General features: G+C 63.7%; 10 protein-coding genes. 9 read left to right on the top strand and 1 reads right to left on the bottom strand.

Features of this window, described 5'->3' with window-relative positions; translation table 11 throughout:
- The first annotated feature begins 79 nt into the window (after positions 1-79).
- From ybgF to ftsH, 3 genes are all read left to right on the top strand, one after another.
- Entirely contained in the window at positions 80-1,156 is a 1,077-nt protein-coding gene (gene ybgF / locus D3227_RS07900; RefSeq protein ID WP_120013545.1) for a tol-pal system protein YbgF, read from the top strand.
- Positions 1,150-2,541: a tRNA lysidine(34) synthetase TilS gene (gene tilS, locus D3227_RS07895; RefSeq protein WP_120013544.1), complete on the top strand. Its 1,392-nt coding sequence runs from the start codon at positions 1,150-1,152 to the stop codon at positions 2,539-2,541. The genes ybgF and tilS overlap by 7 nt, the downstream gene beginning before the upstream one ends.
- Before the next feature lie 123 nt (positions 2,542-2,664).
- Positions 2,665-4,599, top strand: a complete 1,935-nt coding sequence (gene ftsH, locus D3227_RS07890) for an ATP-dependent zinc metalloprotease FtsH (RefSeq protein ID WP_120013543.1) — start codon at positions 2,665-2,667, stop codon at positions 4,597-4,599.
- 273 nt (positions 4,600-4,872) lie between these two features.
- On the opposite strand, the gene D3227_RS42590 is transcribed toward ftsH, so the two are convergent.
- The gene (locus tag D3227_RS42590) at positions 4,873-5,529 is read right to left on the bottom strand and encodes a hypothetical protein (protein WP_425374486.1); all 657 of its coding nucleotides are present in this window, start codon (positions 5,527-5,529) and stop codon (positions 4,873-4,875) included.
- 887 nt (positions 5,530-6,416) lie between these two features.
- On the opposite strand from D3227_RS42590, the gene glmM reads away from it, so the two are divergent.
- From glmM to D3227_RS07855, 6 genes are all read left to right on the top strand, one after another.
- Complete coding sequence (glmM, locus tag D3227_RS07880; protein WP_006202419.1) at positions 6,417-7,769, top strand: phosphoglucosamine mutase; 1,353 nt, start codon at positions 6,417-6,419, stop codon at positions 7,767-7,769.
- 256 nt (positions 7,770-8,025) lie between these two features.
- Positions 8,026-8,868 carry an outer membrane protein gene (locus D3227_RS07875; protein ID WP_120013541.1) on the top strand — a complete coding sequence of 281 codons (843 nt, stop codon included), beginning with the start codon at positions 8,026-8,028 and terminating at the stop codon, positions 8,866-8,868.
- A 289-nt stretch (positions 8,869-9,157) separates the two neighbouring features.
- Positions 9,158-10,033 carry an outer membrane protein gene (locus tag D3227_RS07870; RefSeq protein WP_120013540.1) on the top strand — a complete coding sequence of 292 codons (876 nt, stop codon included), beginning with the start codon at positions 9,158-9,160 and terminating at the stop codon, positions 10,031-10,033.
- A 200-nt stretch (positions 10,034-10,233) separates the two neighbouring features.
- Positions 10,234-11,409 (top strand): phosphoserine transaminase, encoded by a 1,176-nt coding sequence (locus D3227_RS07865; RefSeq protein WP_120013539.1) that lies wholly within the window; start codon positions 10,234-10,236, stop codon positions 11,407-11,409.
- Positions 11,410-11,478: 69 nt separating this feature from the next.
- Complete coding sequence (serA, locus tag D3227_RS07860; RefSeq protein WP_120013538.1) at positions 11,479-13,080, top strand: phosphoglycerate dehydrogenase; 1,602 nt, start codon at positions 11,479-11,481, stop codon at positions 13,078-13,080.
- Between the two features lie 210 nt (positions 13,081-13,290).
- Positions 13,291-14,589: an adenylosuccinate synthase gene (locus D3227_RS07855; protein ID WP_120013537.1), complete on the top strand. Its 1,299-nt coding sequence runs from the start codon at positions 13,291-13,293 to the stop codon at positions 14,587-14,589.
- The last annotated feature ends 64 nt before the right edge of the window (positions 14,590-14,653 follow it).

Raw genomic sequence — 14,653 nt, 5'->3', positions numbered from 1 at the left:
TGCTATGAGCCGAGGGCGCTTGGTCCCACTCTGATCGGAAGGGCGCAACAGACCAACGATTTTCACGGCGAGAGACATAATGCATTTCAGAACGGTCCTGAGCGGCACGCTTGCGCTGCTGCTCGTATCAAGCATCGCCGCCCCGGCAAGCGAGACCGGGCAGCCAGCAGACAGCGGGTTCTCCTTCCACCTGCCGACGCTGGGTATTTTCGGCCAGAAGAAAAAGCCGGACCAGCAGCAGGTCGCGCAACAGGACCCTGCCGGCACCGGCCTGGAAGATCAGCTTCGGCAGATGAACGGCAAGATCGAGGAACTCAATTTCCAGATCCTGCAGATGCAGGAGCAGATGCGCAAGCAGCAGGAAGACAACGAGTTCCGCTTCCAGCAGCTTGAAGGCGGCACGCAGGGGGCCCAGCAGCCGCCGGCACAGAAGAAGTCGGACGCCGCACCGGAGAATACCGACAACAGCGTCGCCGAGGCCCCGGCGACGCAGGCACCTGCCGATGCGGGCACGCCGTCGGCGGGTGGCCAGAGCGTCGGCGAGGTCATTGTCGAATCGCAGACCGGCGATCCGGGCAAGGTGATCACCGGCGCGCCGCCGAAGACGTTCGGCACCATCACCGTCGACAAAAACGGCAATGTGGTCGAGGCCGGAGGCAACACGCAGGCGAGCGCGCCGGCGGAGACTGCTGCTCCGGCCACCGAGGCTCCGGCAACCGGGCCCAAGACCGGCAAGCCCGACGGCACAGTGGTTGCGGCGCTGCCGTCCACCAACAATCCCGACGAGCTCTATCGCAACTCCTACCAATTCATCCTGTCGGGGGACTACGGCACCGCCGAACAGGGCTTCCGCGACCACATCAGTCGCTTCCCCAAGGACGCCAAGGCGGCGGACGCGCATTACTGGCTGGGTGAGTCGTTGCTCGGCCAGCAGAAATACCGCGACGCGGCCGAGATCTTCCTCGCCGCCAGCAAGGACTATCCGAAGGCCAAGAAGGCTCCCGACATGCTTTTGAAGCTCGGCGTATCGCTGGTCGGCCTGAAGCAGAACGACGTGGCCTGCGCCACCTTCGGCGAGATCGGCAAGCGCTATCCCGACCTTTCCAGCGCGCTCAAGGAACGTATCAAGCAGGAAAGGGCGCTCGCGGCGTGCTGACGCGCGATACCAGGCCTGACCTTATTGGGCCTGACCTTTCGGATTTTTCCAAGATCGACTTTACCAACGGCGCCATTGCAGCCGTGTCCGGCGGCAGCGACTCGACCGCCCTCCTCCTTCTCCTCAAAAACCATCTCGACCGCACCGCGCCGGCCACCAGACTGCTGGCGGTGACGATCGATCACGATCTGCGCCCTGGATCGGCGGCGGAAGCGCGAGCGGTGGCCATCCTCTGTGCCGAGCGCGGCATCGCGCATCGCACACTTCGCTGGTCTGGACCAAAGCCATCGAGCGGCCTGCCCGCCGCCGCGCGCGAGGCGCGCTACCGGCTGCTGGCGCAGGCCGCGCAAAGCGAGGGCATCGACCTGATCCTGACCGGCCACACCGCTGACGACCAGGCTGAGACCGTGCTGATGCGGCACGCGCGGGATGAGGGCCGAGGACCTGCCGAAATGGCAGGCCGCGGCGTTGCCGGCATGGCGCCGGCCACGCTCTACGATTGGCGGACCTGGATCGTCAGGCCCTTGCTTGGCATGAGGCGCGAAGCTTTGCGTGACATCCTGCAGAGCCAATATGTCACCTGGGCCGAAGATCCGACCAACGTGGACGCGCATTTCGAACGGCCGCGCATCCGGGCAAACCTTGCCGGCGAGGGTGGCGAGCGGCGTTTCGCGGAGCTGATTGCGCAGGCCGGGCAGGCTGGCGTCGAGCGCGAAGAACTCGGGCAGCGCGCGGCCATGCTGATCCGTGAATTTGCTACCATGCCGGCCAACGGACTCATCCGTCTCGACCCTGCCTTCGCGACATCTGGTGATGCCCCGGCAGCCATCTACGCCATGCGCATCCTTTTGGCGACTATTGGCGGCGTATCCTTCCCACCCGACGAGGCGCGCAGCGAAGCGCTGTTCCGCCGGCTGCGGGCCGGACCGCTTTGCGCCACATTGTCGCGGACGGTGGTCGACGCGCGGCGCGCCGGCATCTTCCTGCGCCGGGAAGCGCGCGGTCTGCCCTTGGCGGCGCCGGCCAGTGGCGATGTCTTTTGGGACGGCCGTCGGCGGATCACATTGGGCGACAGGTCAGGCGCATTGTTGATCGCGCCGCTCGGACAGGCTGCGGCTGCAAAGCGTGCTGTTGCCGAAGACGGCACGCCGCCGAGCCTTGCGCGCGCCGCCCTGGCCGCCGAGCCGGCGCTTTGGCGTGGGGCCGAATGCTTGGGTTCTGCGGGCGAGAGCGGCGTGCCGACGACGGTCGGCGTGTCTCCTGTCGTGGCGCCCTTTGCCCGCTTCCTGCCGTCCTTCGATCTGGCACCTGCTGCAGCCGTTGCAGGGCTGATCGGCGCGCCGCCGCTACCGGCCCTGCCTTTCCGCGGCCACAGTGCCGGGTGATCATGGGCGAAAGCTTAACCCAGACGTGCTGTTATGCTTGGCAAGGGGAGGCGCTCTCCCTATGTTAGGCACAAGCTTCCTCTCATCATGTGTGTCCGCGTGCGGGCGCCAACGGGACATTAGATGAATCCGAATTATCGCAACCTCGCGCTCTGGGCGATCATAGCGGTCCTGCTCATCGCCCTGTTCAACCTGTTCCAGACGCCGCAGACGCGCGGCGCCTCGAGCGAGGTCGCCTATTCGCAGTTCCTGCAGGATGTCTCGGCGGGCCGGGTCAAGACGGTGACGATCGCCGGCGCCCGCATCTCCGGCACCTACACCGACAGTTCGACCGGCTTCCAGACCTATTCGCCTGGCGACCCGTCGCTGGTCACACGGCTGCAGGACAAGAACGTCACCATCAATGCCCGGCCTGAATCCGACGGTTCCAACTCGCTGTTCGGCTACCTGATCTCCTGGCTGCCGATGATCCTGATCCTCGGCGTCTGGATATTCTTCATGCGCCAGATGCAGTCAGGCTCCGGACGCGCCATGGGCTTCGGCAAGTCGAAGGCAAAGCTTCTGACCGAAGCGCATGGCCGTGTCACCTTCCAGGATGTCGCCGGCGTCGACGAAGCCAAGGAAGATTTGGAAGAGATCGTCGAATTCCTGCGCGATCCGCAGAAGTTCCAGCGTCTCGGCGGCAAGATCCCGCGCGGCGTGCTTCTGGTCGGCCCTCCCGGAACCGGCAAAACGCTGCTCGCCCGCTCGGTCGCCGGTGAAGCCAACGTGCCGTTCTTCACCATTTCCGGTTCGGACTTCGTCGAAATGTTCGTCGGCGTCGGCGCATCCCGTGTCCGCGACATGTTCGACCAGGCCAAGAAGAACGCGCCCTGCATCATCTTCATCGACGAAATCGACGCCGTCGGCCGCCATCGCGGCGCCGGCCTCGGCGGCGGCAATGATGAACGCGAGCAGACGCTGAACCAGTTGCTGGTCGAGATGGACGGCTTCGAATCCAACGAGAGCATCATCCTGATCGCCGCCACCAACCGGCCGGACGTGCTCGATCCAGCGCTGTTGCGTCCGGGCCGCTTCGACCGCCAGGTGGTGGTGCCGAACCCCGACATCGTCGGCCGCGAGAAGATCCTCAAGGTGCATGTGCGCAACGTGCCGCTGGCGCCGAACGTCGACCTCAAGGTCATCGCGCGCGGCACGCCGGGCTTTTCCGGCGCCGACCTGATGAACCTCGTCAACGAATCCGCTTTGATGGCGGCGCGGCGCAACAAGCGTCTCGTCACCATGGCCGAGTTCGAGGACGCCAAGGACAAGATCATGATGGGCGCCGAGCGTCGCTCGTCGGCGATGACGCAGGCCGAGAAGGAGCTGACCGCCTATCACGAGGCCGGCCACGCCATCCTGGCGCTCAACGTGCCGTCGGCCGATCCGCTGCACAAGGCGACTATCATCCCGCGTGGCCGCGCGCTCGGCATGGTCATGCAGTTGCCGGAAGGCGACCGCTATTCGATGAGCTACAAGTACATGGTCTCGCGGCTTGCGATCATGATGGGCGGCCGCGTCGCCGAGGAGTTCAAGTTCGGCAAGGAGAACATCACCTCGGGCGCGTCCTCGGACATCGAGCAGGCGACCAAGCTGGCGCGCGCCATGGTCACGCGCTGGGGCTTCTCCGACAAACTCGGCCATGTCGCCTATGGCGACAACCAGGAAGAAGTCTTCCTCGGCCACTCTGTGGCGCGCACGCAGAACATCTCGGAAGAGACGGCGCAGATCATCGACGCCGAAGTGCGTCGGTTGATCGACGACGCCTATTCGACGGCGAAGGTCGTGCTGACCAAGAAGAAGAAGGAATGGATCGCGCTGGCGCAGGGCTTGCTCGAATACGAGACGCTCACCGGCGAGGAGATCAAGCAGCTGATCGCCGGCCACAAGCCGGCCCGCGACCTCGGCGACGACACGCCGCCGAGCCGTGGCTCGGCCGTGCCGAAAGCCGGTACCGGCGGCCGCCGCAAGAAGGGTCCCGAGCCCGAAGGCGGCATGGAGCCTCAGCCTTCGAGCTGAGGTTACTGACACTGGTTTCGAAACGCCGCGGCTTGGACCGCGGCGTTTTTGTTTGGAGGACTGGCGAGTTGTCCGTCACCTTTCACCTGCAACGCTGGCGATTGGCGAAAGCCGGCGTGACGACCAATCTCCCCCACAAGGGGGGAGATTGGCAGCGTCGCCGAAAGCGCATCCTTGCAGCGTAGACATGACCTCTCCCGAGGTCGTCCAGCAAAAAGGCCCGCGCACCTTGCTGGTGCGCGGGCCCTCGTCGTTGGGAATATTACTACGCTATCAGCTCTTCAGCTTGGCGTTGCAGAGGCTGTAGAAGCCGCCGCCCTTCTGGATCCACTTCAGGCCGCCCAATGTGTTGGCGTCCTTGTTGGCATAGTACCGTTCGAGGCAGGTGTGCATGCGGCCCTTGCCCGGGGCCTCGCCGGCAAACTTCTTCGAGATCGCCGTCGGGAATTTTACGCCCCCGGGGGCCGCAACCGTCGGCTTTTGCGGATCGCTGGTGTAGGTCGCCTCGTCGGCGGCCGGCACGGTGTCGTCGTCGGAGGCGGATGCACCGCACTCGCTCTTGCGGAAGTCGTTCCACTTCTTGCCGCCCAGCGAGTTGCTTGCCTTGGCCGCCTGATACTTGGCGCTGCAATCGGCCATGCTCAGGCCCTTGCCGTCTTCGGCAGCTGCCTTCGTCGTTGCCTTGGCGGGCTCGGCTGCGGCCGTTGCGCCGGCGGCGCATTCGGTCTTGCGGAAGTCGTTCCACTTCATGCCGTTCAGCGTGCCGGCGGCCTTGGCGGCCTGGTACTTGGTGCTGCATTCCTTCGCCGTCAGACCCTTGGCCGCATCGTCGTCACTGGCCGCGGCGGCTTTGGTCGTCGCCTTGGCGGGCTCGGCCGCGGCCGTTGCGCCGGCGGCGCATTCGGTCTTGCGGAAATCGTTCCACTTCATGCCGTTCAGCGTGCCGGCGGCCTTGGCGGCCTGGTACTTGGTGCTGCATTCCTTCGCCGTCAGGCCCTTGGCCGCATCGTCGTCACTGGCCGCGGCGGCTTTGGTCGTCGCCTTGGCGGGCTCGGCCGCGGCCGTGGCGCCGGCGGCGCATTCGGTCTTGCGGAAATCGTTCCACTTCATGCCGTTCAGCGTGCCGGCGGCCTTGGCGGCCTGGTACTTGGTGCTGCATTCCTTCGCCGTCAGGCCTTTGGCCGCATCGTCGTCACTGGCAGCAGCCGCCTTGGTGTCGGTCTTGGTTGTCTTCTTGGCCGGCTTGGTGTCGGTCGTCGCCGCCGCTTCGGTGCCGCACTCGGCCTTGCGGAACTGGTTCCACGTCTGTCCGCCAAGTGTTCCCGCATCCTTGGCTGCGTTATACTTGGTGCTACACTCGGCCATGGTCAGCGCGTTGGCCGGAGCCGCCAGGAACAGAGTTGTGACGGCAAGGCCCGTCAGTATTGCAAGTCGGTGGATGAGCATGGCGTTTCTCCGTTGCTGCCGCCCAAGTTTGTCCCTTTGCGGAATCAATAGCTCTCAACGGGTGGTTGCGCCAGATGCTAACTGGCGCGGGCGCCGCCGCAAATTGCGTTCTCCCGACAAGATGATGAAATCGTTGCGGACCAAGGCCGCCGGGGCAAAAGAGTTGCCTGGCGAATCCTCCCAGTTCCGCCCGCCGCGACTGGTTTATTGCGGCGAGACAGTGTCATCGTGGTAGACTGTCGAATCGCTTGAACTGCACGCGACAATGATTTTCTAAGGAATCGTAATACATAATCACGAAATGTGATGTTCGGACGCAGCCCAATTGTGGCAATACGGACGGCTGAAAATCGACGGGGACCAAGGCAGGTATGGCAGGGCAGTATTTCGGCACCGACGGCATTCGCGGACGCGCCAACAAATTTCCGATGACGGCGGAGATCGCCATGCGGGTCGGCATGGCCGCCGGCCTGTCGTTCCAGCGCGGCAGCCACCGCCACCGCGTCGTACTCGGCAAGGACACCAGGCTTTCCGGCTACATGATCGAGAACGCGATGGTGTCGGGCCTGTGCGCCGCCGGCATGGACGTGTTCCTGCTCGGTCCCATTCCGACGCCCGCGGTTGCCATGCTGGTGCGTTCGCTGCGCGCCGACATCGGCGTGATGATCTCGGCCTCGCACAACCCCTATTATGACAACGGCATCAAGCTGTTCGGCCCCGATGGCTACAAGCTCTCCGACGAGATCGAGGAGCGCATCGAAGGCATGCTCGACAAGGATATCGAACTGGCGCTTGCCGATTCCGACGGGCTTGGCCGTGCCAAGCGCGTCGACGGCGTGCATGACCGCTATATCGAATTCGCCAAGCGTACCTTGCCGCGCTCGATGTCGCTGTCGGGTCTCAGGATCGTCGTCGATTGCGCCAATGGCGCCGCCTACAAGGTGGCGCCCGAGGCGCTGTGGGAACTCGGCGCCGAGGTCGTGGCCATCAATGTCGAGCCCAACGGCTTCAACATCAACAAGGAATGCGGTTCGACCCATCCGGCCGGCCTGCAGAAGAAGGTGCACGAGGTGCGCGCAGATATCGGCATCGCGCTCGACGGCGATGCCGACCGCGTCGTCATCGTCGACGAGAACGGCACGATCGTCGACGGCGACCAGATCATGGCGCTGATCGCCGAGTCCTGGCACCAGAGCGGCCGGTTGGCCGGCGGCGGCGTGGTTTCGACGGTGATGTCCAATCTCGGCCTCGAACGCTTCCTCGGCGACATGAAACTGCAACTGCACCGCACCAAGGTGGGCGACCGCTATGTCGTCGAGCATATGCGCGCGCATGGCCTCAATGTCGGCGGCGAGCAATCGGGCCACATCGTGCTCTCCGACTTCTCGACCACGGGCGACGGCCTGGTCTCGGCGCTGCAGGTGCTGGCCTGCATCAAGCGGCAGAACCGGCCGGTCAGCGAACTGTCGAAGAAGTTCGAGCCGGTGCCGCAGCTTTTGAAGAATGTGCGTATCGCCGGCGGCAAGCCGCTTGAGGAGGCGCCGGTCAAGGCGGCGATCGAGGATGCCCGTCACCGCCTGGGCAAGGCCGGGCGACTGGTCATCCGTCCTTCCGGCACCGAGCCGCTCATTCGCGTCATGGCCGAGGGCGACGATCCGCAGTTGGTCGAGGCGGTCGTCAACGACATCGTCGGCATCATTTCCGAGACCCGCAGCGCCGCCTGACACCTGGCGCGTCCGAGAAGGGCGCGGCGCGAAAACTACCTGTTCCAGAGTTGCAAAGGCCCGCCTTCAGGCGGGCCTTTTGTGCTTGCCGGAACACCCTGCTGCTTGGGGAAAATGCTCTACTTCTAAAATTCTATAGATTCGTGGTTAATCAATACGGTTAAACGCCTTTTAACCTTTGCAATTCATTATCCACGCCGAGGTCAATCACATTCGGGCGGATACGTCGTTCCGAGGCTTCTTAGGGGTGACAAGCATGTTCAATACAGCAAGAATGGCACTGTTCGCCGCGCTGTTGGCGGGCGTGGCCGGACCGGTCTTCGCCGCCGATTTCGTGGAACCGCCCGTGGTCGAGCAGGCGCCGCCGCCAGTGGCCTATCAGGAACCGGCCGATTTTGGCGGCTGGTACATTCGCGGCGACATCGACTACCATTGGTCGGAGTTCGGCGGTGGCGACTATACCACCTACAGTGGAACAGCGCCCCAGAATCCTGGGTCTTTTGCCAGCGGTTCGCTGAAGGGCGCTTTCTCGGCCGGCGCCGGTGTCGGTTATCAGGTCAATCGGTACTTCCGCACAGACCTGACCTTCGACTGGATGGGCAAGTCTGATTTCCGCGGATCGACGAACGGCTTCTGCACCGGCGGCACGGTGGCCTGTACTTCGACCGACACTTCGTCCTATTCGGCGATGCTGCTGCTGGCCAACGCCTATGTCGACATCGGCACCTGGCACGGTGTGACGCCCTATGTCGGCGCCGGCATCGGCGGTGCCTGGGTCAAGTGGGATACGCTACACAATACCGACCTCGACGGCTCCTTCGAACACACGGGCGGCAAGGGCTGGCGCTTTGCCTATGCCCTCATGGCCGGCGCTTCCTACTGCCTGACCGACCAGGTCAAGCTCGATGTCGGCTATCGCTACAGCCACATCAATGGCGGCAAGATGTTCGAATACGCTTCGGACAGCAATGTCGGCCCGGGCTACGACCATGGCATCAACGTGCATGAAGTGCGCGGTGGCCTGCGCTACCAGTTCGGCCGGTCCGACTGCGCTCCTCCGCCGGAGCCCTATGTGCCGGAGCCGGTCTACACCAAGTAAGCGCCTCTATTTCAAGCTTCGCCAACCGCCCGGCCCTGCCGGGCGGTTTTCGTTTGTGCTGCTTCACTCCTGTCCGACTTTTTCGGAACCGAAGATCAGCGAAGCAAAGACCGGATCGCTTTCTGCCGCCCGACCTTCAGCGGGTTTCATGCTCCAGTCAAAACCCTGCCGAAATCAATTCGCTAACGCTCTGTTATCCTTAACCGGCACTTAACCACTATGGTTAACAATGCTCCCTGAAACGGCGCGTGCGATTGCAATGCGCGCCAAGTTCGGGAGCCCGGGGACCATGGTACTCAAATCGCGTATAGCGCTGGCGCTTGCGGCAATCATGCTGATGCCGGTGACGCAGGCGTCGTCTGCCGACTACGATCCGCCCATCTATGTCGACCAGGCACCCGACTATGTGCCGGTCGAGGTCGGTTCGGGATGGTATCTGCGCGGCGATATCGGCTACGCCTTCAGCCATCCATTCGACCACGAAGAGACCCCTGCCGGGTTCACCTCCAAGAGCAGCCTGTTCGAGGGCAGCGTCGGCATGGGCTACCATTTCAATGACTATCTGCGCGCCGACCTCAACTTCGGCATCCTGCCCACCAACAGGTTCGGCGACAATTTCGTCACCACATGCGACGGCTCGATCACCACAACTCGAACCGACGTCAATACCGGGATCGTTATCGATCAAACCAACGCCGCGGCTTCGGCACCTTGCAATGGCTCGAACATTGCGAACAACAAGGCCTACAGCCTGATGGCGAACGGCTATATCGATCTCGGCACCTATGTCGGGCTGACGCCGTATATCGGTGGCGGCCTTGGCGTCGTCTACAGCAAATACAGCAGGGCGATCGGCCAGCGCGATTGCACCGAAACGACCACCACCAACACAGCCGGCGGTATCCAGACCGTCGATCAATTCAACTGCGATGATCCCGCGGGCTACGCCGGCGCGGTTGCCTCGAAGGGCAGCTACGATCTCGCTTATGCGCTCGCTGCCGGCTTGTCCTACCAAGTCACGAAGAATGTTTCGGTCGACCTGGGATACGAATACTTCGCGATCCCCGGTGCCAAATACGTCGCCTATGACGGCGGCGCCTTCAACATCCATGAGGGCGTCGACTATCAGAGCGTCAAGGTTGGGTTGCGCTACGATCTCTGGTAGGATTGCCAGATCGACAACGGGACGGCGGATCTTCGGTCCGCCGTTTTGCATTTGCAGCCTTGGCTTTCTCTCATCTCACCCGGCCAGTATCCTGCCAGCGACAAAAACTTTCCTCTTGACGCCGGAAGCCTGAACGCATATCGCCGTCCGTGGGCCACCCCTCCCCAACGAGGGGCCACTATCTGGAAGGATAGACCACGATGACGACGCTTACGAAGCCCGGACTCCGTCCGGCAAACCCCAATTTCTCCTCAGGTCCCTGCGCAAAGCGCCCCGGCTGGTCAGTCGAGGCACTCCAGAATGCCGCGCTCGGACGTTCCCACCGCGCCAAGATCGGCAAGACCAAGCTCGAACAAGCGATCGAGCTGACGCGCGAGATCCTCCAGGTACCAGCGGATTACCGCATCGGCATCGTGCCGGCGTCGGACACCGGCGCGGTCGAGATGGCGCTGTGGTCGCTGCTCGGCGAGCGCGGCGTCGACATGGTCGCCTGGGAGAGCTTCGGTTCCGGCTGGGTCACCGACGTGGTCAAGCAGCTGAAGCTCGCGGATGTGCGCAAGATCGAAGCCGGCTACGGCGAACTGCCTGAGCTGGCCAAGATCGACTTCGACCGCGACGTGGTCTTCACGTGGAACGGTACGACATCGGGCGTGCGGGTGCCGAACGGCGAGTTCATTCCGGCCGAACGCCGGGGCCTGACCATCTGCGACGCGACGTCGGCAGCCTTCGCGCAAAGGCTCGATTTCGAAAAACTCGATGTCGTCACCTTCTCCTGGCAGAAGGTGCTGGGCGGCGAGGGCGCGCATGGCATGCTGATCCTGTCGCCCCGCGCGGTCGAGCGGCTGGAGGCCTACAAGCCGGCCTGGCCGCTGCCGAAGATCTTCCGCCTCACCTCGGGCGGCAAGCTGATCGAAGGCATCTTCAAGGGCGAGACCATCAACACGCCGTCGATGCTGTGCGTCGAGGATTATCTGGACGCGCTGCAGTGGGCGAAGTCGATCGGCGGCCTCGAGGCCCTGATCGCCCGTGCCGACGCCAATGCCGCGGTGCTCGATCGCTTCGTTGCCAAATCCTCGTGGCTCGGACACCTGGCCGTGGAGCCGGCGACGCGGTCGAACACCTCCGTCTGTCTGTCCTTCACCGATCCGGATGTCGCGGCACTCGACGCCGACGGCCAGGCGGTGTTCGCCAAGGGACTGGTGTCGATGCTCGACAAGGAAGGCGTCGGCTACGACACCGGTGCCTATCGCGACGCACCGCCCGGTCTGCGCATCTGGTGCGGCGCGACGGTCGAGACCTCCGATCTCGAAGCACTGCTGCCCTGGCTCGACTGGGCCTTTGCCATGCAAAAGGCGTCGCTGAAAGCGGCGGCCTGAGTTCATTGCGCGGCGGCCTTCGGGCCGCCGATTCCCGTACGGATCAATCCCATTTTCAAGGAGGCCGCCATGGCGCCCCGCGTTCTCGTCTCAGACAAACTTTCCACCACCGCAGTGCAGATCTTCAAGGACCGAGGGGTCGAGGTCGACTATTTGCCGGATCTCGGCAAGGACAAGGAAAAGCTCGCCGAAGTGATCGGCCAGTATGATGGGCTCGCCATCCGTTCGGCGACCAAGGTCACGGAAAAGCTGATCAATGCCGCTACCAAATTGAAGGTCGTCGGCCGCGCCGGCATCGGCGTCGACAATGTCGACATCCCGGCGGCGAGCCGCAAGGGCATCATCGTGATGAACACGCCCTTCGGCAATTCGATCACCACCGCCGAGCATGCGGTTGCCATGATCTTCGCGCTGGCGCGCCAGATCCCGGAGGCCAATGCCTCCACCCATGCCGGCAAATGGGAGAAGAACCGGTTCATGGGCATCGAGATCACGGGCAAGACGCTCGGCGTGATCGGCTGCGGCAATATCGGTTCCATCGTCGCCACGCGCGGCGTCGGCCTGAAGATGCATGTCATCGCCTTCGACCCGTTCCTGTCGGACAGCCGTGCGGAAGAACTTGGCGTCGTGAAGGTCGAACTGGACGAGCTGTTCGCCCGCGCCGATTTCATCACGCTGCACACGCCGCTGACCGACAAGACGCGCAACATCATCGACGCGTCGGCGATCGCCAAGATGAAGGACGGCGTGCGCATCATCAATTGCGCGCGCGGCGGCCTGATCGTCGAGGCCGATCTGGTGGCGGCGCTGAAGAGCGGCAAAGTGGCCGGCGCCGGCATCGACGTGTTCGAGGTCGAACCGGCGGAGAGGAATGAGCTGTTCGGCATGCACAATGTCGTGGCGACGCCGCATCTCGGCGCCTCGACCACGGAAGCGCAGGAGAACGTCGCGCTGCAGGTGGCCGAACAGATGGCCGACTACCTGATCAAGGGCGCCGTTTCCAACGCCATCAACATGCCGTCGATCAGCGCCGAGGAAGCGCCGAGGCTGAAGCCTTTCGTCAAGCTCGCCGAAGTGCTCGGCGCCTTTGTCGGCCAGGTCACCGAGGATCCGATCAAGGAGGTCGAGATCCTGTTCGACGGCTCGACAGCGACGATGAACACGCGCGCGCTGATCAGCGCCGCCCTTGCCGGCCTGATCCGGCCGCAGGTCTCCGACGTCAACATGGTGTCGGCGCCGATCATGGTGAAGGAGCGCGGCATCATCGTCGCCGAGGTCAAGCGCGACAAGTCGGGCGTGTTCGACGGCTATATCAAGCTGACGGTCAAGACCGAGCACAGGACGCGCTCGATCGCCGGCACCTGCTTCTCCGACGGCAAACCGCGCTTCATCCAGATCAAAGGCATCAATCTCGACGCCGAAGTCGGCCAGCATATGCTCTACACGACCAATGCCGACGCGCCCGGCATCATCGGCCTGCTCGGCACGGTGTGCGGCGAAAATGGCGTCAACATCGCCAACTTCCAGCTTGGCCGCAACCGGCCCGGCGGCGATGCCATCGCGCTGCTCTATCTCGATGCGCCGTTCCCGGAAAAGGTGCTGGAACAGGTGCGGGCGCACAAGTCGATCGACTCGGCCAAGCGGCTGCGGTTCGACGTCGGCAGCGCCTGACCTGATTCCAGGAAAGCTTTATCGAAGGCGCGGCTCCGTCCGCGCCTTTCTGTTTTTGCGGCGGCTCGCCCAAGTAAATGATGCGGAAGGCGAAAATTGTTGTGCCTCAGGCCGTTTCCAGCGGCAAAGAATGGTCGCATCGGCCTGCTCTTGACGCTATAGAGGCCTGTCGTTTCAAGCCGCCAGTCGGCATCTCAAGGGAAAAGAAACATGGCCAATGTGGTGGTCGTCGGCTCGCAGTGGGGCGACGAAGGCAAGGGCAAGATCGTCGACTGGCTGTCGGAACGGGCGGACGTTGTCGTGCGCTTCCAGGGCGGCCACAATGCCGGCCACACGCTGGTCGTCGACGGCAAGGTCTACAAACTGTCGCTGCTGCCGTCCGGCGTGGTGCGGCAAGGCAAGCTGTCGATCATCGGCAATGGCGTGGTCTTCGACCCGCACGCCTTTGTCGCCGAGGTGGCGAAACTGAAGGCGCAGGGCGTGGAGGTGACGCCGGATCGCCTGAAAATAGCCGAAAACACCGCGCTTATCCTGTCGCTGCACCGGGAGCTGGACGGATTCCGCGAGGACGCCGCCTCCAATTCCGGAACGAAGATTGGCACGACCCGCCGCGGCATCGGCCCCGCCTACGAGGACAAGGTGGGCCGGCGCGCGGTCAGGGTGATGGATCTGGCGGATTTGGAAACACTTCCCTTGAAGGTCGACAGGCTGCTGACGCACCACAATGCGCTGCGCCGCGGGCTCGGCCATGCCGAGGTCACGCATGACGCGATCATGGGCGAGCTGACTTCGGTCGCTGACGAAATCCTGCCCTATATGGACCGGGTCTGGAAGGTTCTCGACGACCGGCGCCGCGCTGGCGAACGCATCCTGTTCGAGGGCGCGCAAGGCACGCTGCTCGACATCGACCACGGCACCTATCCGTTCGTCACCTCGTCCAACACCGTGGCCGGCCAGGCTGCTGCCGGCGCCGGCGTCGGTCCCGGCGCCATCGGCTATGTGCTCGGCATCACCAAGGCCTATACGACGCGTGTCGGCGAGGGTCCGTTCCCGACCGAACAGAAGAACGAGATCGGCGAATTCCTCGGCACGCGCGGCCATGAATTCGGCGTCGTCACCGGCCGCAAGCGCCGCTGCGGCTGGTTCGACGCCGTGCTGGTCAGGCAGGCGGTCGCCGTCAACGGCATCAAGGGCATCGCACTGACCAAGCTGGACGTGCTCGATGGCCTGGACGAGATCAAGGTCTGCACCGGCTACCGCCTCGACGGCGAGATGATCGACTATCTGCCCGCCAGCCAGGGCGCGCAGGCCCGGGTCGAACCGGTCTACGAGACGTTGGAGGGCTGGAAAGGCACCACTGCCGGTGCGCGCAGCTGGAACGATCTGCCGGCCCAGGCAGTCAAATATGTCCGTTACATCGAAGAGCTGATCGGCGCGCCGGTAGCACTCCTTTCCACCAGCCCGGAACGGGACGATACGATACTTGTGACCGATCCGTTTCAAGACTAGTTTCTGAGCCTTTCCGGGCATTGCGGCTGATTTGCGCGGCCGGTCCGGGAACAAAATACAGGTC

The organism is Mesorhizobium waimense (assembly GCF_003601975.1).
Taxonomy (GTDB): Bacteria; Pseudomonadota; Alphaproteobacteria; order Rhizobiales; family Rhizobiaceae; genus Mesorhizobium; species Mesorhizobium waimense.
The sequence above is the reverse complement of the archived record's forward strand: the minus strand, read 5'-3'. Positions and strand labels throughout refer to the sequence as shown.

Coding starts and splice junctions, on each gene's coding strand:
- ybgF (WP_120013545.1), top strand. CDS start 80: ATGCATTTCAGAACGGTCCTGAGCGGCACGCTTGCGCTGCTGCTCGTA.
- ftsH (WP_120013543.1), top strand. CDS start 2,665: ATGAATCCGAATTATCGCAACCTCGCGCTCTGGGCGATCATAGCGGTC.
- D3227_RS42590 (WP_425374486.1), bottom strand. CDS start 5,529: ATGAAGTGGAACGATTTCCGCAAGACCGAATGCGCCGCCGGCGCAACG.
- glmM (WP_006202419.1), top strand. CDS start 6,417: ATGGCAGGGCAGTATTTCGGCACCGACGGCATTCGCGGACGCGCCAAC.
- D3227_RS07875 (WP_120013541.1), top strand. CDS start 8,026: ATGTTCAATACAGCAAGAATGGCACTGTTCGCCGCGCTGTTGGCGGGC.
- D3227_RS07870 (WP_120013540.1), top strand. CDS start 9,158: ATGGTACTCAAATCGCGTATAGCGCTGGCGCTTGCGGCAATCATGCTG.
- D3227_RS07865 (WP_120013539.1), top strand. CDS start 10,234: ATGACGACGCTTACGAAGCCCGGACTCCGTCCGGCAAACCCCAATTTC.
- serA (WP_120013538.1), top strand. CDS start 11,479: ATGGCGCCCCGCGTTCTCGTCTCAGACAAACTTTCCACCACCGCAGTG.
- D3227_RS07855 (WP_120013537.1), top strand. CDS start 13,291: ATGGCCAATGTGGTGGTCGTCGGCTCGCAGTGGGGCGACGAAGGCAAG.